The following is a 22,637-nucleotide window of genomic DNA, read 5'->3' as shown; positions in this document are numbered from 1 at the left end:
AACACGTCACCAAATGATTACTTGTGATAGAGAGGGAGTCTGACTATGAGTAAAGTGAACACTATTACCCGCGAATCATGGATCCTCAGCACCTTCCCGGAATGGGGAAGTTGGCTGAATGAGGAGATCGAGCAAGAGCAGGTCGCGCCGGGCACATTTGCGATGTGGTGGCTGGGTTGTACCGGTATCTGGCTAAAATCTCAGGACGGGGCTAATGTTTGCGTCGATTTCTGGTGCGGCACTGGCAAACAGAGCCACGGCAACCCACTGATGAAAAAAGGTCATCAGATGCAGCGTATGGCGGGCGTCGAGAAGCTGCAGCCAAACCTGCGTACCACGCCATTTGTCCTTGATCCTTTTGCGATTCGTCAGATAGATGCCGTCCTCTCGACCCACGATCACAACGATCACATCGACGTTAACGTCGCGGCGGCAGTCATGCAGAACTGTGCGGATGACGTGCCTTTCATTGGACCGCAGACCTGCGTCGATTTGTGGATCGGTTGGGGCGTGCCAAAAGAGCGCTGCATCGTAGTGAAACCGGGCGATGTAGTGAAAATCAAAGACATTGAAATTCATGCCCTCGATGCGTTTGACCGTACAGCGCTGATTACTCTGCCAGCCGATCAAAAGGCAGCGGGTGTGTTACCGGACGGCATGGACCAACGTGCGGTGAACTACCTGTTCAAAACCCCGGGCGGTACGCTGTACCACAGCGGTGACTCACACTACTCTAACTACTATGCCAAACACGGTAATGAGCACCATATCGACGTGGCGCTGGGCTCCTATGGCGAAAACCCGCGCGGCATCACCGATAAGATGACCAGCGCTGACATTCTGCGCATGGCTGAAGCGTTGAATACCCAGGTGGTGATTCCGTTCCACCATGATATCTGGTCAAACTTCCAGGCCGATCCGCAGGAGATCCGCGTGCTGTGGGAGATGAAAAAAGATCGGCTGAAATATGGCTTTAAGCCCTTTATCTGGCAGGTGGGCGGCAAGTTTACCTGGCCGCTGGATAAGGATAATTTCGAGTATCACTACCCGCGCGGCTTTGACGACTGCTTTACCATTGAGCCGGATCTGCCGTTCAAATCTTTCCTGTAATTGGCCCCTCATCGCCAGGCGCTGCGCCTGGCGATTCCAACTTTTGCTTAGTAATTTCAGGCTATTTCAAATATCATCTTTTAAAATCAATTTATTTCGGAATAGCTCATGACAGAAGCACAACGTCATCAAATCTTACTGGAACTCCTGGCGCAAACGGGGTTTGTCACCGTTGAACAGGTGATTGCCCGGCTGGGCGTTTCTCCGGCGACGGCACGCCGGGACATCAACAAACTTGATGAGAGCGGTAAGCTGAAAAAGGTGCGTAACGGCGCGGAAGGGATCAGCCAGCAGCGCCCACGCTGGTCGCCAATGAATATTCATCAGGCACAGAACCACGACGAGAAAGTACGTATTGCCAGAGCCGCCTCCCAGCTGGTTAATCCTGGCGAAAGCGTGGTGATTAACTGCGGTTCCACCGCCTTTCTGTTGGGCCGCGAGATGTGCGGCAAACCGGTGCAGATCATCACCAACTACCTGCCGCTGGCCAACTACCTGATTGACCAGGAGCACGAAAGCGTGGTGATCATGGGTGGGCAGTACAACAAGAGCCAGTCCATCACCCTAAGCCCGCAGGACAGCGAGAACACGCTCTATGCTGGCCACTGGATGTTTACCAGCGGCAAGGGGCTCACCGCCGAAGGGCTGTATAAAACCGACATGCTGACGGCGATGGCGGAGCAGAAGATGCTGAACGTGGTCGGCAAGCTGGTGGTCCTGGTCGACAGCAGCAAGGTCGGGGAACGTGCGGGCATGCTCTTCAGCCGTGCCGAGCAGATAGACATGGTGATCACCGGTAAAAACGCTAACCCACAGATCCTCCAGAAACTGGAAGATCAGGGCGTGAAGATCCTGCGCGTTTAAAGGTGCTGGCGGAAAAACGCGACCGTGGCGTCGAGCGCGCCCGGCGTAATACGGTGTTTTACTCCCGCCTCCCACAGACAGGTCAGATTTTTATCCAGCCCTTCCTGCTGCAACGCCTGTTGCAGGCGGAATGTCTCCCCGGCGGGCACCACATCATCCTCCTCACCGTGCCACAGCAGCAGCGGGCGGTCAGCCAGACGCGGTAGCGCGGTCGTTACCTCCCAGTCAGCAAGCGGTGCGACCATCGACGCGAATGACTCGGGTTGCTGCGGCGGAAACAGCGTACGGGCCAGCGAGGTAAAGTAGCCCGAGCCCATCAGGCTTGCCACACATTTGACCTCCGGATAGCGCGCCATAATGCCCAGCGCGGTCATTCCCCCCATTGAGGCCCCGGCCACCGCGAGCCGTTCATCGGCCACCAGCCCGGCCTGATACAGCGCATCCCGCAACGGGGCAAATTCGGTGAGGTTGCCATGCAGGATCGGCCAGAACTGTCCCAGGCGGGCCTGCTCATCACCGCTAAAACGGGCCCCGTGATCGGGCGCATCCGGCATCACCACCCGAAAACCTGCCTGCGCCAGCGCCACCGCAAAATAGCTGTAGACCAGTTTTGATGAGGTAAAACCATGATAAAAAATAACAACTGGCAACGGCTTAGCCCCCTTTCCTGCGGGAACGGCATGTACAATCTCATGGTCGCCAAGCTGCCGTACTTCAAGTTCAATCATAATTGGGCCTCATACTTATGGGTGAATCATAATGTTGAGAACTGGCTTACGCTTTCACACAATTTTCATTCGAAATTTACGCTATAGCTAACAATTTGGGAACATTCCCCCAATGTCAAATCAACAGAGATCTACACTATGGCTATCAGGAAACGAGACAGGTTTATGCGAAAGGTTGCTGCTTTAACGCTGATGGTGTTGTTGGGCGGATGTAGCGTATTGCAAGGTACGCCGCAGCCTGCGCCACCGGTCGCCGATCACCCCCAGGAGATACGTCGTAATCAAACGGAAGGATTACAGCGAATGGGTACCGTGACCGCACTCGAGCGAGGCTCTCCCGATGATGCGGCAGAGGCCATTAAAGCAAAAGCTGTCGCCGCGAAAGCAGATTATTACGTCATCGTCCTTATCGATGAAACCATCGTGACGGGACAATGGTATTCGCAAGCCATTTTATACCGTAAATAACGCGCGGTATTTAAACGACATTTACACTGCTTTGCGTCCATAGACGTTTTCCTGTCCACAATAAACTCCAGCCAGTGACAATGGAAATGAGTTTATTAGCGAAGGATTGCCCGGCGGATACCGGGGACACGTAAAATGGAGCTGACGATGAAACGATCTCTTGCTTTGACCACACTGTTACTCTCAGCCGGTCTGGTGAGTACGGCAGCACAGTCAGCTGAATTTGCCAGCGCTGATTGTGTGACGGGTTTAAATGAAATTGGATTGATCTCCGTGAGTGATATCTCAGGGAGCCCGCAGGACGTAGAGCGCATGATTGCGCTGAAAGCCGATGAGCAGGGTGCCTCGTGGTATCGCATCATAAAAATGCAGGAAGAGAGCCATGTCGATCGCTGGCGGGCGCAGGCCATCCTTTACGTCTGAAAATCGTCAATAAAAGCCACTAAAAAAGAGTGGCTTTTTAATCTTTACAATTCTATTATCCTTGCCATAACTCCTCTGAGATATCTTTGTAACATTTTGTTACATAAAGCCAATAAATGTTATCCCCGCTCTGCCGTTGAAAAGCGATACCTTTTTAACAATGAGCAATTTATGATCAACTTTTTCCGCCGTGCAGGTCTGGGCACAAAGCTATCGCTGCTTACCGGCTTGAGTGTCGCCACTCTCTTTTTACTTTTCACTTTTCTCCTGAGCTACAACGCCAGTCAAAAACTTGAATCGCTGGCCGTAGAAGACCTTCATAACCAGTCCACCGGCGTGGTGGATATGGTGCAGATGTTCAATACCAGCCTCACCGAAGAGGTAGAGAGCTACACCCGCCTGTTCACCACCTTTTTGCCGCAGCCGCTGAGTATTGATGCCAGCCAGACCCGCGTCATCAACGGCCAGAGCGTCCCCCTGCTGAAAGGCGGCGATACGGAACTCCATGAGAACAACACTACCCCCGATGATTTTCTGAATCGCACCAGCGCGATCTCTACGCTCTTTGTCCGTAGCGGCGACGATTTTGTCCGCGTGGCGACCTCGCTGCGTAAAGAGAACGGCGACCGGGCCATCGGTACGGTACTCGATCATGCCAGCCCGGCATGGGAAGTGGTCAACAAAGGTGAGGTGTATCGCGGCCTCGCCCTGCTATTCGGTAAACGCTATATCACCCAGTACCAGCCGGTAAAAGATGCAGGCGGTCAGGTGATTGCCATTATCTTCGTCGGCGTCGACATCACCCACTCCTGGAACGTCATGCGCGAGAAGATTCTTAGCCGCCGTCTGGGCGAGAGCGGTCACTTCTTTGTGCTGAACCGCAGTAACGGCAAGAACTACGGCCAGTACCTGTTCCATAGCGCAGAAGAGGGAGAGCTGCCGAAGTGGGATAACACCGTTCAACAACAGCTGCTGGGGGATAAATCCGGCACTCTGGAACGCCAGAGCGCTGATGGTCGCACGTTGATCATGGCCTGGACACCGCTACCGGGCTGGAACTGGACGATTGTGGGCGAGGTGGATAAAACCGTACTGCTGGCTGATGTGACCAGTATGCGCGACCGCTTCCTGCTGGCGGGCGTGGCGCTTTCCGCGCTCTTTGCCATGCTGTTCGTGTTTATTATCCGCCGCTGGCTCACGCGCCCGCTGCGTGATGTGATTGGCCTGGCCGAACAGTATGCCGCAGGCGATCTGCGCGCCACCCTGCCTGCCACCCGTCAGGATGAGGTGGGTCAGCTGATCGGTGCCATCAACGGCATTGGCGGCGGGCTGCAAAAAATCGTGCTGCAGGTGCGGGAAGCTGCGGGCGATATTCATCTCGGGACCAACGCCCTGGCAGCGGATACCGGCGAGATCTCCGAGCAGATCAACAAGCAGGCCAGCAGCGTGGAGGAGACGTCCGCCAGTATGGAGCAGCTGGCGGCCACCGTGCAGCAGAACGCCGCCAATATGGAGCAGACCCAGCAGCTGGTCGGCGAAACCTCCCGGGCGGTGCATCAGGGTGGGGAGACCGTCAGCAATGCTGTCTCCACCATGGATGATATTCGCGAAGCATCAAAACGTATCGAAGCCATCACCCGGGTGATTGAAGGTATCGCCTTCCAGACCAATATTCTGGCGCTCAACGCCGCCGTCGAAGCCGCCCGGGCGGGCGAGCATGGTAAAGGCTTCGCCGTGGTAGCCCAGGAGGTCCGCGCCCTCGCAGCGCGCAGCGCCAACGCGGTGAAGGAGATTGAGCAGCTGATTGGCGATACGCTCAGCAAGGTGAGCGAAGGCCACGCCCTGTCGGAGCAGACCCGCCAGGCGATGGAGAGCATCATCGCGCACATCGATAACATCAAGGCGCTGGTAACCGAGATTAACCATGCCTCTCACGAGCAGTCGGCGGGTATTGGTCAGGTGAACCTGGCGATGACCCATATCGGCGAAGCGTCGCATATCAACGCCGACCGCGTCTCACGCAGCGAACAGACGGCGCAAACCCTGCGGGAGAAGGGTTCGCACCTGACCGAGCTGGTCAGCCTGTTCCGCCTGTAAGGATCAGGCCACGCCGCCCGTGGCGCGCAGCAGCAGGTCGTCCTGCACCTGTTCGCTGAGCAACGATCGGCCACGGGCGTCGAGCATTTCACGACACCAGGCCTGCGCCAGCGGCGGAGAAGCATGGCGCAGCATTTGCGCCCCCGCGCCCAGCAGGTAAATCTGCCGGGCGATCTCCCTGCCCTGCGCCTCCTGCGGTTTACGCAGTTTTTGCTGGAGCTGGCGCCAGCTGCGATCGAAATGACGATCCTGACCTTTAACCTCGGCAAAATCCGCCGCAAGCAGATCGACTACGCCAGGCTGTTTCGCCAGCACCCGCAGCACGTCCAGCCCCATGATATTGCCCGAACCTTCCCAGATGCTGTTAACCGGCATCTCGCGGTACAGGCGCGGCAGCTCGCTCTCTTCGCAATAACCGATCCCTCCGAGAACCTCCATCGCTTCGGCGACAAACGGGATCCCCGCTTTACAGATCGCCAGCTTCGTCGCCGGGGTAAACAGCCGCGCCCAGAGCGCCTCCTGCTCGTTACCCCGGCGATCCCAAGCCCGCGCCAGGCGGAACAGCAGCGCCGTCTGCCCCTCCAACTGGAGCGCCATGCGGCTTAACACATCGCGCATTAGCGGCTGGTCGATCAGGTTTTTGCCAAAGGTCTGCCGCTGGTGGGCATGGTACAACGCCACCGAGAAGGCGCGGCGCATCAGGCCGTGGCTGCCGAGCGCGCAGTCGAAACGGGTGAGGCCGCCCATCTTCAGGATCTGGCGCACCCCTTCCCCCTCTTCGCCCAGCAGCCAGCCGGTAGCATCGAGAAACTCGGCTTCGCTGCTGGCGTTCGAGCGGTTGCCCAGCTTGTCTTTCAGACGCTCCAGATGCACGGCGTTGCGCAGGCCATCAGGCAGAAAACGGGGAACAAAGAAGCACGACAGGCCGCCTTTGGCCTGCGCCAGCACCAGATGGGCATCGCTTTGCGGCACCGAGAAAAACCACTTATGCCCCACCAGCCGATAACTCCCGTCGCCGCAGCGTTCTGCCCGGGTGGTGTTGCTCAGAACATCCGAGCCGCCCTGCTTCTCCGTCATCCCCATGCCAATTAACAGACCCCGCTTCTGATTGCCCGGCGCCAGATGGGAGTCATACCGGTCGCTCAGTAACGGCGTCAGCCAGTCGTGAAACGCGCGCGGTAGCGCCTGCTGCAAAAGCGGCGTGGCGGCGTGGGTCATGGTGATGGGGCAAAGCGTGCCGGCTTCAACCTGCGCATGGAGGATAAACCGTGCCGCCCGGGCCACGAATGCCCCTTTTCGCGCCTCCTCTTCCCACGCCAGGTTATGGACCCGGTTGGCACAAAGCCCCTGCATCAGCAGGTGCCAGGCGGGATGGAAGCGCACGTCATCCAGCCGGGTTCCGCTGGCATCATAGCGCAGCAGTTCAGGGGGATTGGCGTTGGCCAGGCGGCCAAGCTCCAGGGATTCTGCCGTACCCAGCTGTTGACCGATGCTGGCGAGCAGCTCAGCGTCCCAGTCGGCACCTTCACGATTGACCGCTTCACACAGTGCGCGATCGGAAAGAAACAGGTTGCTGTTGGTGAGTGGCGCAGGCTGATTAAAAACAGTGTGCGTCTGCCAGTGCATAACGTATCCCTCCTTCTATGGCAATGGAATAAGTATGGACAAACCGGGCAGGCACTGCACAACAGCGGGCGCACAATATCGCCACGCTCAAGCGTGAATCTGGTCACACAATGAACGAATAATAAATTTCTTATCGTTTGTTATGGTGAATAATTTATTCTTACCCTCATGGAGAGATGACGATGCAAACTACTCAACGGGCGCCGGATGCCCATAAGCGCGCTTTAATTGCTGGCTCAATTGGTAATTTCATCGAATGGTACGAATTTGCGGTATACGGTTTTCTCGCCACCGTGATTGCGAAAAACTTCTTTCAGCTCAGCGGTGAAGCGGGACTGACCAGCCTGATCCTCACCTACGCCTCTTTCGCTATCGCCTTCTTCTTTCGTCCGCTGGGGGCCATCGTCTTTGGCCGGATTGGCGATCGCATCGGCCGCAAACCCACACTGATTATCGTGCTGGTGATGATGACCCTGGCAACCGCCGCAATCGGCATCGTGCCGGTCTATGCCAGCATCGGCATTGCCGCGCCGCTCATCATTACCGGCCTGCGGATCCTGCAAGGACTTTTCGCCGGGGGAGAGTATGGCGGCGCGGTGTCGCTGATGACCGAGTTCGCCCCGCGCGGTAAACGCGGGCTCTACGGCGCCTGGCAGTCCTTTACCGTAGCGCTGGGCCTGCTGGCCGGCGCGGGCATTGTGGCGCTGCTCTCCGCGCTGCTGACGCCAGAAGCCCTGCACGACTGGGGCTGGCGCATTCCTTTCTTTATCGCCCTGCCGCTGGGGGCGGTCGCCCTGTGGCTGCGGGTGAGCATGGAAGAGACGCCCAGCTTCGTGAAGCAACAAACCAAACCGGTGGCCGTGAAGGCGCGCACCAGCGACACGCTGAAAGCCATTGGGATGGGAATTGGCCGGGTGATGGTGTGGTCTGCCGCGGGCTATACCTATCTGGTGATCATGCCCGCTTACCTGCAATCGGCTCTGCATACCGGCTTTAACCAGGCGCTGCTGATTGCGGTGATCTCCAATATCGGTTTTGCGCTGACCATTATCCCATCGGGGATCCTCAGCGACCGCATCGGACGCCGGACGGTGATGGTTATCGCCGCCGCGCTGCTGCTGATCCTCGCCCTGCCGTTGCTGAAAATTTTGCAGGCGGAGTCCAGCACCCTGGCGGTGAAAGCGATAGTGGTGCTGATTGCCGGTGGCCTGGTGGGGATGCTGGCAGGGCCAGGTCCGGCCATGCTGTCAGAGATGTTCCCGACAAGGGTGCGCTATACCGGACTGGGGCTGGCCTATTCGCTGTCGAACGCCATCTTCTCGGGCTGTGCGGGGCTAATCATTACCGGGCTGATAAAAGAGACGGGGAACCTGGATATTCCGGCGTATTACGTGATGGTCACGGCGGTGGTGAGTATTGGGGCGCTGATGACGCTTAAGAAGGATGACCATTTACGGTCGCTGGAGGAGTGAGTGATACTGCCGGGTGGCGGCTTCGCCTTACCCGGCCTACAAAAGCACGGACCGTAGGCCCGGTAAGCGCAGCGCCACCGGGCACAACAGACTACCCGCGCTGGCGTACCGCTTCGAACAGGCAGATGCCGGTTGCTACAGAAACGTTCAGGGACGAGACGCTGCCCGCCATCGGAATGCTGATCAGCTCGTCGCAATGCTCCCGCGTCAGACGACGCATGCCTTCACCTTCGGCACCCATCACCAGCGCCAGACGACCGGTCATTTTGCTCTGGAACAGGGTGTGGTCTGCTTCACCTGCAGTACCGACGATCCAGATGTTCTCTTCCTGTAACTGACGCATGGTGCGCGCCAGGTTGGTCACACGGATCAGCGGCACGTTCTCCGCCGCGCCGCAGGCCACTTTTTTGGCCGTCGCGTTGAGTTGCGCGGAGCGATCTTTCGGCACGATCACCGCATGGACGCCCGCCGCATCGGCGCTACGCAGGCAGGCACCGAGGTTGTGCGGATCGGTCACGCCGTCGAGGATTAGGAAGAACGGATTTTCCAGAGAAGCGATGAGATCCGGCAGATCGTTCTCCTGATACTGGCGTCCCGGCTTCACGCGGGCGATAATCCCCTGGTGCACCGCACCTTCGCTTTTCTCATCCAGATACTGACGGTTCGCCAGCTGGATCACCACGCCCTGCGCTTCCAGGGCATGGATCAGCGGCATCAGGCGTTTATCTTCACGCCCTTTCAGAATAAAGACTTCCTGAAAACGCTCCGGTGCGCGCTCCAGCAGGGCCTGCACCGCGTGGATGCCGTAAATCATTTCACTCATTGATGGTTCTCATTAATTACTGTTCACCTCTCCCTTTCGGGAGAGGATCAAGGTCAGGGGAGAATTACTCCGCCACTTTTTTCTTTGCCGCACGCTTCGCTTTGGTCGCCGCAGCTATTTTTTGGGTTTTGGCCGACGGTTTTTTGGCTGCTCTGGCCTCTTTCTTCGCGGCCTTCGACTTCTGTTTTTTCTCGCCACGGAAGGCGCTGTCTGGCTCGAAGTTGACCCGCTTACCGGCCTGACGACGTTTGCCGCTGGTTTTACCGGCAGCCCCTTTCTTCGCATTTTCGCGCGCGGTTTTACCCACGTTGCGCGGTGCACGCTCGCTGGAGATCAGGCTGAAATCGATCTTACGCTCGTCCATGTTGACGGCTTCAACCTTCACTTCCACGCGATCGCCCAGACGGTAGGTCTGGCCGCTGGACTCGCCGGTCAGACGCTGCCCAACCTGATCGTAACGGTAGTAGTCGTTGTCCAGGGATGAGACATGCACCAGACCATCGATAAACAGTTCATCAAGGCGTACAAAGAAGCCAAAGCCGGTGACGCTGGCAATCACACCTTTAAAGATGTTCCCGACCTGATCCAGCATGAAGTCGCACTTCAGCCAGTCCGCCACGTCACGCGTCGCTTCATCGGCGCGGCGTTCGGTCATGGAACAGTGTTGGCCCAGCTGCAGCACCTCTTCCATGGAGTAGTGATAACCCCCGGTTTCGGTCGTGTTGCCTTTGTGGCCCTGCTCATGTGCCAGCAGATACTTAATGGCACGGTGCAGTGACAGATCCGGATAACGGCGGATCGGCGAGGTAAAGTGCGCATAAGACTGCAACGCCAGACCAAAGTGGCCGCGGTTCTCAGGATCGTAAATCGCCTGCTTCATGGAACGCAGCAGCATGGTTTGCAGCATTTCCGCGTCAGGGCGATCGCTAATCGATTCCAGCAGCTCGGCGTAATCGCGCGGCTCCGGCTTGTTGCCCCCCGGCAGCTCCAGACCCAGCTCCGCCAGTACGGTACGGAAAGAGGTGATGGCCTCGGTGGTCGGTTTATCGTGGATACGGAACAGCGCGGGCTCTTTGGCTTTCTCAACGAAGCGTGCCGCAGAGATGTTCGCCAGGATCATGCACTCTTCAATCAGCTTGTGGGCATCGTTACGCTGGGTCTGTTCGATACGCTCAATGCGACGCTCAGCGTTAAAGATGAACTTCGCCTCTTCACTCTCAAATGAGATGCCGCCGCGCTCTTCACGCGCCTGCTCCAGCACCTTATAGAGGTTATGCAGCTCTTCGATGTGCTTCACCAGCGGGGCGTACTGTTCACGCAGATCCCGATCACCCTGCAGCATATGCCACACTTTGGTATAGGTCAGGCGCGCATGTGAACTCATCACCGCTTCATAGAATTTGTAGCCGGTTAAACGCCCCTTACTGGAGATGGTCATTTCACAAACCATGCAGAGACGGTCAACCTGCGGGTTAAGCGAACACAGGCCGTTGGAGAGCACTTCCGGCAACATCGGTACAACCTGGGACGGGAAGTAGACCGAGGTGCCACGGTTACGCGCTTCGCCATCCAGTGGGGTGCCAGTACGAACGTAATAGCTCACATCGGCAATCGCCACCCACAGACGCCAGCCGCCGCCGCGTTTTTTCTCACAGTAGACGGCGTCATCAAAGTCACGGGCGTCTTCGCCATCAATGGTGACCAGCGGCAGGCTGCGCAGATCCACGCGGCCCGCTTTTGCCGACTCCGGCACCTGCTCTTTCAGCCCTTCAACCTGCTCTTCAACGGCTTTTGGCCAGACGTGGGGGATTTCATGGGTGCGCAGTGCCATATCCACGGCCATGCCGGTGCCCATGTTATCGCCCAGCACTTCCACAATCTTCCCGACCGCTTTGGTACGACGGGTTGGACGCTGAGTCAGCTCAACCACCACCACAAAGCCCATCCGCGCGCCCATTACCTCTTCAGGCGGAATGAGGATGTCAAAGCTCAGGCGACTGTCATCCGGCACCACAAAACCCACACCAGCATCGGTGAAGTAGCGGCCCACGATCTGGCTGGTTTTTGGCACCAGCACACGCACAACGCGCGCTTCACGACGCCCTTTGCGGTCTGCACCCAGCGGCTGGGCCAGGATCTGGTCGCCGTGAATGCACATTTTCATCTGTTCAGATGAGAGGTAGAGGTCATCTTTGCGGCCTTCGACGCGCAAGAAGCCGTAACCATCACGGTGGCCAATCACCATGCCTTTCAGCAGATCGAGACGCTCCGGTAGGGCATAGCATTGACGGCGGGTAAAGACGAGTTGTCCGTCGCGCTCCATCGCGCGAAGGCGGCGGCGAAGGGCTTCAATTTGCTCTTCGCCTTCAATGTTCAGTTCAACGGCAAGTTCTTCACGGTTGGCAGGTTTTTCGCGTTTTGTGAGGTGTTCAATGATGAACTCGCGGCTGGGGATAGGGTTCGCGTATTTTTCGGCTTCGCGTTCCTGGAAAGGATCTTGTGACATAGCGGTTCCTCCGTTGTCATCTCCGGTGGACGTTTTCTTCATTCCACCAGCAATAATTTATACAGCGGTTGATTCTCTTCAACCAAATCGGCCAGCGTGTAGTTATCCAGCTCCATGAGAAAACTTTGCACAGCCTTTGAAAGCGCCTGTTTCAGTCGACAGGCGGGGGTAATGTGGCAGAACTCGCTGCTGCAGTTCACCAGAGACAATGGCTCCAGTTCGCGCACCACATCACCAACACGAATACTCTGTGCCGGTTTACCGAGGCGGATGCCGCCATTTTTCCCGCGGACGGCAGCAACGTATCCGGCTCGGCTAAGTTGATTGATTATTTTGACCATATGATTACGGGACACGCCGTAGACCTCTGTCACCTCAGAGATACTGGTCATCTGTCCAGCGGGTAACGACGCCATGTAAATCAGCGCACGCAATCCGTAATCGGTGAAACTTGTTAACTGCACATCAACCTCAGGAAAAGGGTAAAACGCGGTATATCCGCAGAGATATTCATTAATGATGATAAACCAGCCAGATAGTCAACGGCGAATTTATTTAAACTGAAAGGGGGAAAGGAGAACGAAAAAGCCGGATGCGCATCGCTTTCCGGCCTGTGATGGGTGTTGTAGGCCCGGCAAGCGTAGCGCCGCCGGGCGAAACCATCATTATGCGTCGAACGGGTCGCGCAGGATCATGGTTTCAGAACGATCCGGGCCGGTAGAGATGATATCAATCGGTACGCCGGTCAGCTCTTCAATACGCTGGATGTAATCCAGCGCTGCCTGTGGCAGGCCGCTACGTTCTTTCACGCCAAAGGTGGTTTCAGACCAGCCTGGCATGGTTTCGTAGATCGGCTCGATGCCCTGCCAGTCGTCAGCAGCCAGCGGAGTGGTGGTCACTTCACGGCCATCCGGCATACGGTAGGCAACACAGATTTTCACTTCTTTCAGGCCGTCCAGGACGTCCAGCTTGGTCAGGCAGAAGCCAGACAGGGAGTTGATCTGCACCGCACGGCGCACAGCAACCGCATCCAGCCAGCCGGTACGACGACGACGGCCGGTGGTCGCGCCAAACTCGTTACCTTGCTTGCACAGGAACTCGCCGGTTTCATCAAACAGTTCGGTCGGGAACGGACCCGCACCCACACGAGTGGAGTAAGCCTTGATGATACCCAGAACGTAATCCACATAACGTGGACCCAGGCCAGAGCCAGTTGCCACGCCACCTGCGGTGGTGTTGGAAGAGGTTACGTACGGATAGGTACCGTGGTCGATATCCAGCAGTGTACCCTGCGCACCTTCGAACATGACGAAATCGCCACGCTTGCGCGCCTGGTCCAGCAGATCGGAGACATCAACAACCATACCGGTCAGGATGTCAGCGATCGCCATGACGTCATCCAGCACTTTCTGGTAGTCAACGGCGTCAACTTTGTAGAAATTCACCAGCTGGAAGTTGTGATATTCCATCACTTCTTTCAGTTTTTCAGCAAAGGTGGCTTTATCAAACAGGTCGCCAACGCGCAGACCGCGACGAGCGACTTTATCTTCGTAAGCCGGGCCGATACCACGGCCGGTGGTGCCGATTGCTTTCGCGCCGCGTGCTTTTTCACGCGCCAGATCCAGCGCAACGTGGTAGTCGAGGATCAGCGGACAGGCTTCGGAGAGCAGCAGACGCTCGCGAACCGGGATGCCACGGTCTTCCAGGCCTTTCATCTCTTTCATCAGCGCAGCAGGAGACAGCACAACACCGTTACCGATGATGCTGGTCACATTGTCACGAAGAATGCCTGATGGAATAAGATGGAGGACGGTTTTTTCACCGTTGATTACGAGAGTATGGCCTGCGTTGTGACCACCCTGATAGCGTACAACAAATTTAGCACGCTCAGTCAGAAGATCGACGATCTTCCCTTTACCTTCGTCACCCCATTGGGTGCCCAGTACGACGACGTTGTTACCCATTTTCAAAATCACCGATTGCTTAAAAATGGATTCTACCATCGGTTTTGATGATGTTCAGCTTTTTTTGTATACAAATTTCGGCGAAATTGATGCCTTCCTCGCCAGTTAAACGATTACCTCAATATCTTGTGTGATGGGCCTATTCTCATCACAAGCGGTGCGGCAATTTCATTTACCGCTATACCGAAGGGATTGGCGCTTTTCGTTCATCTCCAGTAAATCGGCTTTAACGAGCAAAAAAAATGGCGCCCCTGAGGGACGCCATTCGCTTTTTGAAGCCGTGAAATCAGCGACTGGCTTCCGGTGACTTCATATAGCGGAAGAAATCGCTGTCCGGGCTGAGAACCATAACGTCCTGATTGCTCTGGAAGCTGCTCTCATAGGCACGCAGGCTACGGATAAAGGCATAGAAGTCTGGATCCTGGCTGAAGGCATCCGCAAACAGCTTCGCCGCTTCGGCATCGCCTTCACCGCGCAGGATACGGCCCTGACGCTCCGCTTCTGCCAGGGTTTTGGTCACTTCATAGTCTGCGGTTGCACGCAGCTTTTCAGCCTCTTCCTGACCCTGTGAACGATGACGACGGGCTACCGCTTCACGCTCGGCACGCATACGGTTGTAGATCGCCTCAGAGACTTCTGTCGGCAGGTTGATCTGCTTGATACGCACGTCAACCACTTCGATACCCAATGCCGCCATACTGTTCGGGTTGATAACCGCCACTTTACCGTTGGTTTCAGCCTGAACGCGTTCAGCCGCTTTGGCGATGGCATCGTCAGCCGCCGGGGTTGTCACTTCATCTTCCGTGCCGGCGGAACCGGAGTTCAGCGCATCGCGTACTTCGGAGGTCAGACGACCGCGGGAGTCGGTTACGATGTCGCGTACATCCAGACGACCAATTTCAGAACGCAGACGGTCAGAGAACTTACGTTTCAGCAGCACTTCGGCCTGAGAGACGTCGCCGCCGCCGGTTGCCAGGAAGTAACGGCTGAAGTCGCTGATACGCCACTTGATATAGGAGTCAACGATCAGGTCTTTTTTCTCTTTGGTCACGAAACGGTCGGCCTGGTTATCCATCGTCTGGATACGCGCATCAAGCGTTTTCACTGACTGAATAAACGGCACTTTGAAGTGCAGGCCCGGCTCATAAATGACCGGACGCTTGTCGCTGTCACGCACGACGCTGCTGAACTGGAATTTAATCCCACGCTCGCCCTCTTTAACCACAAAAATTGAGGTGTAAAGCACAACCAGCACGATAATAATGATCGCAATTACTGACTTACGCATCGTTATTCCCCCTGACGCTGGTAGTCGTTACGCTGCGCGTTGGCGCGGCGTTGGTCCATGATGTCACCATCGCTTGAAGAAGAGCGGGTGTTTGCGCTGGCGTTACCGGTAGACGCAGGTGGCAGACGCAGCAGGTTATTCGCCCCGCTGTCGTTCTTTGCGCCCGCAGCACTGGTGCCTTTCAGCATCTGATCCAGCGGCAGAACCATCAGGTTGCCACCTTTGCTGTCATTGACCAATACCTTACGGGTGTGGCTCAGCACTTTCTCCATGGTTTCGATATAGAGACGTTCACGGGTAATTTCCGGCGCAGCTTTATATTCCGGCAGGATTTTCGCAAAGCGAGCCACCTCACCCTGGGCTTCCAGCACGGTCTGGGTCTTATAGGCTCGCGCCTCTTCCAGAATACGCTGTGCCTGACCGTTCGCACGCGGCTGAACTTCGTTGGTGTAGGCTTCTGCCTCACGGATGTACTGCTGTTCGTTTTCACGGGCAGCAATCGCATCGTCAAACGCCGCTTTGACCTCTTCCGGCGGACGAGCAGCCTGGAAGTTGACGTCCAGCAGGGTGATACCCATGTTATACGGACGAATGGTCTCTTCCAGCTCACGCTGGGTATCGCTACGAATAACGGTACGACCTTCGGTCAGAATGCGGTCCATGGTGTATTTACCGATCACGCCACGCAGGGCGCTGTCGGTCGCCTGACGCAGGCTGTCATCGGCGCTGGTCACGCTAAAGAGGTAACGTTCAGGATCGGTCACGCGATACTGCACGTTCATCTCAACGCGCACCACGTTTTCGTCTGACGTCAGCATCACGCCGGATGCCGCCAGTTCGCGTACCGATTCAACGTTCACCGCCGTGACGTCATCGATAAAGGTCGGCTTCCAGTTCAGGCCCGGCTCAACCAGATGGCTGAATTTGCCGAAACGGGTGACAACACCGCGCTCTGCTTCTTTGATTGTGTAGAACCCGCTGGCAGCCCAGATAATCACCGCCGCTGCGGCAACAATGCCCACCACACGACCGCCCATATGAGGACGCGGCCCCTGGCCAGTACCGCCGCCAGTGCCTTTACCACCGCCGAGTCCGCCCAGCTTTTTGCTCAGCTTGCGGAAGATATCATCCAGATCGGGTGGCCCCTGCTCGCGACCACCTTTGTTGCCATTTCCCCCGGAGTTGCCGCCTTGATTATTGCTGCTCCCCCACGGGTCGCGGTCTTGTCCGTTATTACCGGGCTGATTCCACGCCATGTATGTGCTCCATATTTGTTATGCGGTGATATACCCTCAAACGCCTGGCATGCCGGAGCATTCGCAGCGGTTCGGGTATCCCAAAGGGCAAAATCCTTCAGGCATCTCCTTTCCGGTCAGACGACGTAGTCGACCAGCGCAGGTTCTTGTTTACAGAGGCGACGCCAGTCGACGATTGGCATACGCACCTGCAACCCCACGCTGCCGTCATCCTCCATCCACTCTTTTTCTATCGCCTGAAGCTGATAAAAACGGCTGCGCAGTCGGCCTTCCTCGGGTGGCAGACGCAGCGTGTGCTGAGCCACTTCACCGGAAAGACGTTCTGTTAAAGCCTGGAAAAGCAGTGGTACACCGACACCGGTCTGCGCAGAAAGCCAGACCCGAATCGGTATGTTCTCTTCATCCCTGTCGATACGCGGTTCGAAATTGTCCAGCATATCGATCTTGTTCATCACCAGCAGCGTCGGGATCTCGTGGGCATCAATCTCTTCCAGCACGATATTCACTGCATCAATATTTTCCTGTACGCGTACATCCGCAGCATCGATAACGTGCAACAGCAACGTCGCCTGACGGGTCTCCTGCAGGGTGGCTTTAAACGCGGCCACCAGATCGTGCGGCAGATGACGGATAAACCCAACGGTATCCGCCAGCACGGTTTCACCGACGTCCGTCACATCAATGCGGCGCAGCGTCGGATCCAGGGTCGCAAACAGCTGGTCTGCAGCGTAAACCTGGGCCTCAGTAATCTGGTTAAACAGGGTGGATTTACCGGCGTTGGTATAACCGACCAGCGACACCGTCGGGATGTCTGCTTTCTGTCGGGAGCGGCGCCCCTGCTCACGTTGCTTCTCAACTTTTTCCAGCCGTGAGAGGATCTGGGTAATACGGCCACGCAGCAAGCGACGGTCGGTTTCGAGCTGGGTTTCACCCGGGCCGCGCAAACCAATCCCGCCCTTTTGTCGTTCAAGGTGTGTCCAGCCACGCACCAGGCGCGTCGCCAGATGGCGCAACTGCGCCAGCTCAACCTGCAATTTCCCTTCATGGGTACGTGCACGTTGGGCAAAAATGTCTAAAATCAAACCCGTCCGATCGATAACACGACATTCGCACAGACGTTCCAGGTTGCGTTCCTGGGCCGGTGTCAGGGCGTGATCAAACAGCACGACCGATGCGCCAGTCGCTTTAACGGCATCCGCAATCTCTACTGCTTTACCTTCACCAACAAAAAACTTTGGGTGCGGCGCTTTACGGCTACCGGTAATCACCTGCATTGCTTCGACACCGGCGGAAGAGACCAGAGATTCAAACTCCTGGAGATCTTCCATATCTTTGTCTTGCGAAAAATAGATGTGTACCAGCACCGCCTGCTCACCGGCATCGTAACGGTCAAACAAGCGTAAACCTCTCAAAAAAGATCAGCGGGGAACGCAGAAAACCTGGCTCCCCGATATGGAAATAACAGCCAGTAACCTTATTCGGTCTCTTCGCTGTCCTGCGCAGGCGCAGAAGAACCCTGCGCGTTGCTGCCATGATGGTAGTTACTGGAACCGCCGCCAGCGTTATTGCTGTGATGAGATACCGGGCGAGACGGAACAACAGTAGAAATCGCGTGCTTATAAACCATCTGGCTGACCGTGTTTTTCAACAGGATCACGAACTGATCGAAAGACTCAATCTGACCTTGCAGCTTAATACCATTCACCAAATAAATAGAAACTGGAACACGTTCCCGACGCAGTGCGTTCAAGAACGGATCTTGTAAAGATTGCCCCTTAGCCATTCTATCTTTTCCTTATATGCTTGTTTTGTACTTAGAACCTTGCGATTCTGAAAAATTGCGCACGATACGGCTTAATTGTACACATTCAGTCTGCGATATCACCAACAACCTGTAATACATCGTGTAACGCCTGTTGCGGTTTTTCACTGTCTAACCAGTGAACTCCCTCCCAACCGCGCAACCAGGTAATCTGGCGCTTCGCTAACTGTCTCGTGGCGCAAATACCTCGATAAACCATTTCATCATGCGAAATCTCACCTTCAATGTATGACCACATCTGGCGATAACCCACACAACGAATGGAAGGCATATCCGTATGCAAATCTCCACGGGCAAATAGCGCCCGCACTTCTGCTTCAAAATCTGAAGCTAACATCTGATGAAAACGCTGCTCAATTCGCTGATGGAGCAGTTCACGGCTCGCCGGGGCGATGGCGAACTGATGCACCTGATACGGCAGAGCCTCTCCTGACGTTTGCGTCAGTTCCGTTAAAGTTTTACCCGAAATGAAAAAAACTTCCAGTGCCCGGGAAAGCCTTTGCGGATCATTTGGATGAATACGTGCTGCCGCAACCGGATCAATTTCTGCCAGCTGCGCATGCAGTACACCCCATCCCTGCTCTGCTGCCTGATGCTCAATTTTTGCTCTAATGGCCGGATCTGCCGAAGGTAACGGCGACAACCCTTCCAGTAACGCTTTGAAATAGAGCATTGTTCCGCCCACCAGCAGCGGGATACGTCCTGCTGCTGTGATCTCAGCCATATGCGCCAGCGCATCGCGACGAAAATCAGCCGCCGAATAGGCCTGCGCCGGGTCAAGGATATCCAGCAATCGGTGCGGCGCCGCGCGTAACTCGTCTGCGTTAGGCTTTGCCGTACCAATATCCATCCCCTGATAAATAAGGGCGGAATCAACGCTAATCAACTCTACTGGCAAAACTTTACGTAACTCAATGGCTAACGCGGTTTTACCCGAGGCCGTTGGCCCCATCAAAAATATCGCCTTAGGCAGGCGGGTATGGCTTACATCACTCATTTTTCAGGGCGGCCTTAGCCGTTTGTAGATCAACAGGTTGTAATAAACCACCCGGCGGCGCTTTCACCAGCTGCGGGCAGAGGCGCTCGACCTCCGCCAGCACGGTGATAGCCTGCGCCATACTCCACGTCGGGTGATCGCTGGCCAGCTGGCGGGCGATCCACTGTGCAGTATTGGCGGCATCAAACGTTGTCTGCTGCGCCAGGTAGCCTATCAGTTCAGGAATCAAGTTTTGTAAATTTTGTTGGCGTAAGGGTAAAGGCACGGCCCGAAGCGTCACATGATGCGATTCCAGCACCATTTCGATCCCCATTTCAGCAAGGGCAGCCTGATGACGCTGCACCACCTGCGTCTCTTGCGGCGAGATTTTTATCCGCACCGGGATCAACAGCGGCTGGGCGCAGGCCTGATGAGGACCGGGTGCCAGCTGCGCCTGTTTCAGCCAGCGTTCGGCGACCGGCAGGGATAACAGCGCCAGATGACCGTCCTGCTCAAGCAGCGCGGCATCGGGTGCTATGATGGTCAGTACCCGACCAAAACTCTGGTTATGGCCCATCAGGGTGGGGGCTGCGGGAGCGGCCTCAGCCGTTTTTTGTGCCGGAGCCGGGGTGTCCAGCAAGGTGCGATACACCGCGCCCGCCTGCTTCTGGTAGCCTGGCTGGGCATGTGGATAATTCGCCCCGGACGTCCGGGGAGCTGAGCCGCCAGATGAGAAACGCGGTGCGGCAGGTTCCCGCGCGACAGCGGGTTCAGCAAACTGGTTTTTGCCCGCCGCAATACGGTTTTCCGGGATGGGACGCGGCGCAGGCTCCACGTTACTCAGCGGCAGGTTTGGCTCGGCCTGCTGCTGCAATACGCTCAGCACCCCCTGGTAGATGAAGTCATGCACCAGCCGGGACTGGTGAAAACGCACCTCATGCTTCGCCGGATGGACATTGACATCCACCTGATGCGGGTCGATCTCCAGATAGAGCACAAATGCAGGTTGTTCGCCGGCGCCGAGTTTATCTTCACACGCCTGGCGGATCGCATGGTTGATGAGACGGTCACGCATCATGCGTCCGTTCACGTAGCAATACTGGATCTCGGCAAAAGCCGCACTGCTCGCTTTCGGATCGGCCACCCAGCCGCGCAGAGTCAGATCGCCATGCTGCCACTCAATGGCCAGCGCCTTTTCAAGAAACGGCGTGCCGCAGATGGCACCCAGCCGGCGCTCTTTCTGCCCGCCCTGCGCCACGGCGCGGTACTGGCGCATCATCTTACCGTTATGGCTCAGATTGATGGTGACATCGAAGCGCGCCAGCGCGATGCGGCGAATAATCTCGTCGATATGACCGAATTCGGTTTTCTCGGTGCGCATAAACTTGCGCCGCGCGGGGGTGTTGTAGAAGAGATCCAGTACCTCCAGCGTCGTTCCCACCGGATGCGCGGCAGGTTTGACCGTCACGTCCATATCCCGGCCTTCGGCATATGCCTGCCAGGCTTCCGGCTGTTCCGCCGTGCGGGAGGTGAGCGTTAAGCGGGAGACGGAGCTGATACTGGCCAGCGCTTCGCCGCGGAAACCGAGGCTGATAATGGCTTCGAGATCGTCGAGGGAGGCGATTTTGCTGGTTGCGTGACGAGCCAGCGCCAGCGCCAGCTCCTCTTTTTTGATGCCGCAGCCGTTATCACGGATCCGAATGAGCTTCGCTCCGCCGCGTTCAATATCGATATCGATGCGGGTGGCGCCCGCATCGAGGCTGTTTTCCACCAGCTCTTTCACTACCGACGCAGGTCGTTCTACCACCTCACCGGCGGCGATTTGGTTCGCAAGCTGCGGCGGCAGAACCTGAATCGGCATGATAGCTCCTTAATTGGTCGAGGTTGACTCGCCCGGTAAAATGGCGCTGGCGGTCTGCCCCGCGCCACCCTGTGGGGCAGACTGGAGCGGATGCGCATCAAAGTACTTACGCAGGCCTTTATAAATCGCTTCGGCAATCTGCTGCTGGTAGCTGTCGCTGGCCAGCAGGCGCTCTTCACCGTTATTGCTGATGAAGCCCGTCTCCACAAGAATGGACGGAATATCAGGCGAACGCAGCACGCCGAGGCTGGCATGTTCCGGGCGGCGTTTATGCAGGGAACCGACACTTTGCAGCTGATTCAGGACGTTAGTCGCTACATCATACCCGACACGCTGGGAATGGCCGAACTGTAAATCCAGTACCGCCTGGCTCAGGTAGGGATCCGACTGGCTGTTTGCCAGCACGTCGCCCGCCCCGCCTAACAGCTCGGATTGCTTTTCATGTTCCTCAAGCCAGTTTGCCATTTCGCTGTTCGCGCGACGGTTGGAAAGTACCCATACGGATGCCCCCGTCGCGTTGCGATTTGGAGCCGCATCGGCATGCACAGAGACCAGGAAATTGGCATTCTGCTGACGCGCCACGTCAGAACGGCCCATGACCGAGATAAAATAGTCACCGTCACGGGTTAAGACGCCTTTAAACATCGGATCGTCGTTCAGCAGCGTCCGCAGCTTACGCGCAATGGCGATGGTCACGTTTTTCTCACGCGTCCCACCCGGCCCGATGGCGCCAGGGTCATCACCACCGTGTCCAGCATCGATGGCGATAATAACTTTATCGCCGCTTGCCGGGCGCGCCTGCATCGCGGGACGGGTCACCGTGTTGCTGCTGGTGACGCTGGTAATACGATCGCTGCCGGATTTAAACGGATTTCGTGCGGGCTCCGAAGGGCGCGGCGCAACGACAGGCTCTTCCACCCGCTTCACCACGACCGGTGGCGGCGGAGGTGGCGGTGGTGCATCGGCGTTGATGGTAAAGACCACCATATAGCTCGCGCCGTTTTGTTGCTTTACCGCCCGGGTCTTGCCGTTTTGCGTTAAATCAACCACCAGACGCAGGGACTGCGCGTCTTTTGGCGTACCGGAACGAATGCTGCGCACCAGGTTGTTGCCACTGAACTGTAAAGGCAGCCCCTTGATAACGCCGGTCTGTTTAATATCCAGCGCGACGCTGCGCTTATCGTCCTGGGAAAACGCATACTCAGGATCGCCCATAAAGCTGAAGGTGATCCGGGCCTGAGTGTCTCCGTTGGAAACCTGAATATCGGACAACGTTGCCGCCCCGGCCTGCGCGCAAAACAGCACCGTTGCAGCTATCAGCCAACTTTTAACGCGATTAATCATCCCGTTATC

At 56.6% G+C, this 22,637-nt stretch carries 19 protein-coding genes; 6 read left to right on the top strand and 13 right to left on the bottom strand.

From position 1 onward, the window contains the following. The first annotated feature begins 45 nt into the window (after window positions 1-45). Both ulaG and ulaR read left to right on the top strand, forming a co-directional pair. Complete coding sequence (gene ulaG / locus GNG26_RS01905) at window positions 46-1,110, top strand: L-ascorbate 6-phosphate lactonase (RefSeq protein ID WP_156237599.1); 1,065 nt, start codon at window positions 46-48, stop codon at window positions 1,108-1,110. 108 nt (window positions 1,111-1,218) lie between these two features. Beyond that, window positions 1,219-1,974 (top strand): HTH-type transcriptional regulator UlaR, encoded by a 756-nt coding sequence (ulaR, locus tag GNG26_RS01900; protein ID WP_103177977.1) that lies wholly within the window; start codon window positions 1,219-1,221, stop codon window positions 1,972-1,974. Here ulaR and yjfP read toward each other — a convergent pair. Beyond that, complete coding sequence (gene yjfP / locus GNG26_RS01895) at window positions 1,971-2,702, bottom strand: esterase (protein WP_156237597.1); 732 nt, start codon at window positions 2,700-2,702, stop codon at window positions 1,971-1,973. The two genes, ulaR and yjfP, sit on opposite strands and share 4 nt — an antisense overlap. A 138-nt stretch (window positions 2,703-2,840) precedes the next feature. Here yjfP and bsmA point away from each other — a divergent pair, with 138 nt between their 5' ends. From bsmA to GNG26_RS01880, 3 genes are all read left to right on the top strand, one after another. Further along, window positions 2,841-3,170 carry a biofilm peroxide resistance protein BsmA gene (bsmA, locus tag GNG26_RS01890; RefSeq protein WP_114316081.1) on the top strand — a complete coding sequence of 110 codons (330 nt, stop codon included), beginning with the start codon at window positions 2,841-2,843 and terminating at the stop codon, window positions 3,168-3,170. Between the two features lie 135 nt (window positions 3,171-3,305). Then, a complete protein-coding gene (yjfN, locus tag GNG26_RS01885) occupies window positions 3,306-3,593 on the top strand; it encodes a DUF1471 family protease activator YjfN (RefSeq protein ID WP_103823003.1) in 288 nt (95 codons plus the stop codon). A 171-nt stretch (window positions 3,594-3,764) separates the two neighbouring features. Then, the gene (locus tag GNG26_RS01880) at window positions 3,765-5,690 is read left to right on the top strand and encodes a methyl-accepting chemotaxis protein (protein WP_156237595.1); all 1,926 of its coding nucleotides are present in this window, start codon (window positions 3,765-3,767) and stop codon (window positions 5,688-5,690) included. A 3-nt stretch (window positions 5,691-5,693) separates the two neighbouring features. Here GNG26_RS01880 and GNG26_RS01875 read toward each other — a convergent pair whose 3' ends face one another. After that, window positions 5,694-7,316: an isovaleryl-CoA dehydrogenase gene (locus GNG26_RS01875; protein ID WP_156237593.1), complete on the bottom strand. Its 1,623-nt coding sequence runs from the start codon at window positions 7,314-7,316 to the stop codon at window positions 5,694-5,696. Between the two features lie 182 nt (window positions 7,317-7,498). Here GNG26_RS01875 and GNG26_RS01870 point away from each other — a divergent pair, with 182 nt between their 5' ends. Continuing rightward, the gene (locus GNG26_RS01870; RefSeq protein ID WP_103823000.1) at window positions 7,499-8,788 is read left to right on the top strand and encodes an MFS transporter; all 1,290 of its coding nucleotides are present in this window, start codon (window positions 7,499-7,501) and stop codon (window positions 8,786-8,788) included. A 91-nt stretch (window positions 8,789-8,879) separates the two neighbouring features. Here GNG26_RS01870 and rlmB read toward each other — a convergent pair whose 3' ends face one another. The 11 genes from rlmB to amiB all read right to left on the bottom strand — a co-directional run bounded on the left by rlmB (window position 8,880) and on the right by amiB (window position 22,628). After that, window positions 8,880-9,611: a 23S rRNA (guanosine(2251)-2'-O)-methyltransferase RlmB gene (gene rlmB, locus GNG26_RS01865; RefSeq protein ID WP_156237591.1), complete on the bottom strand. Its 732-nt coding sequence runs from the start codon at window positions 9,609-9,611 to the stop codon at window positions 8,880-8,882. Between the two features lie 64 nt (window positions 9,612-9,675). Continuing rightward, entirely contained in the window at window positions 9,676-12,117 is a 2,442-nt protein-coding gene (rnr, locus tag GNG26_RS01860; protein WP_156237589.1) for a ribonuclease R, read from the bottom strand. A gap of 38 nt (window positions 12,118-12,155) precedes the next feature. Further along, the gene (nsrR, locus tag GNG26_RS01855) at window positions 12,156-12,581 is read right to left on the bottom strand and encodes a nitric oxide-sensing transcriptional repressor NsrR (RefSeq protein ID WP_103822997.1); all 426 of its coding nucleotides are present in this window, start codon (window positions 12,579-12,581) and stop codon (window positions 12,156-12,158) included. A 201-nt stretch (window positions 12,582-12,782) separates the two neighbouring features. Then, entirely contained in the window at window positions 12,783-14,081 is a 1,299-nt protein-coding gene (locus tag GNG26_RS01850) for an adenylosuccinate synthase (protein WP_039028486.1), read from the bottom strand. A gap of 286 nt (window positions 14,082-14,367) precedes the next feature. Continuing rightward, entirely contained in the window at window positions 14,368-15,369 is a 1,002-nt protein-coding gene (gene hflC / locus GNG26_RS01845; RefSeq protein WP_103822996.1) for a protease modulator HflC, read from the bottom strand. A gap of 2 nt (window positions 15,370-15,371) precedes the next feature. Continuing rightward, window positions 15,372-16,625 (bottom strand): FtsH protease activity modulator HflK, encoded by a 1,254-nt coding sequence (gene hflK, locus GNG26_RS01840; protein ID WP_103822995.1) that lies wholly within the window; start codon window positions 16,623-16,625, stop codon window positions 15,372-15,374. Between the two features lie 116 nt (window positions 16,626-16,741). Next, the gene (gene hflX / locus GNG26_RS01835; protein WP_103177967.1) at window positions 16,742-18,022 is read right to left on the bottom strand and encodes a ribosome rescue GTPase HflX; all 1,281 of its coding nucleotides are present in this window, start codon (window positions 18,020-18,022) and stop codon (window positions 16,742-16,744) included. 77 nt (window positions 18,023-18,099) lie between these two features. Continuing rightward, window positions 18,100-18,408: an RNA chaperone Hfq gene (gene hfq, locus GNG26_RS01830; protein WP_032616179.1), complete on the bottom strand. Its 309-nt coding sequence runs from the start codon at window positions 18,406-18,408 to the stop codon at window positions 18,100-18,102. A gap of 85 nt (window positions 18,409-18,493) precedes the next feature. Beyond that, on the bottom strand, window positions 18,494-19,444 hold the full coding sequence (gene miaA, locus GNG26_RS01825; RefSeq protein ID WP_156237587.1) for a tRNA (adenosine(37)-N6)-dimethylallyltransferase MiaA: 951 nt from the start codon (window positions 19,442-19,444) through the stop codon (window positions 18,494-18,496). Next, entirely contained in the window at window positions 19,437-21,284 is a 1,848-nt protein-coding gene (mutL, locus tag GNG26_RS01820) for a DNA mismatch repair endonuclease MutL (protein WP_156237585.1), read from the bottom strand. Before mutL ends, miaA begins: the two co-directional genes overlap by 8 nt. 9 nt (window positions 21,285-21,293) lie before the next feature. After that, window positions 21,294-22,628: an N-acetylmuramoyl-L-alanine amidase AmiB gene (gene amiB / locus GNG26_RS01815; protein ID WP_156237583.1), complete on the bottom strand. Its 1,335-nt coding sequence runs from the start codon at window positions 22,626-22,628 to the stop codon at window positions 21,294-21,296. Between the last annotated feature and the right edge of the window lie 9 nt (window positions 22,629-22,637).

The sequence above is a fragment of the Leclercia sp. J807 genome, from assembly GCF_009734465.1.
GTDB lineage: Bacteria > Pseudomonadota > Gammaproteobacteria > Enterobacterales > Enterobacteriaceae > Enterobacter.
The sequence above is the reverse complement of the archived record's forward strand: the minus strand, read 5'-3'. Positions and strand labels throughout refer to the sequence as shown.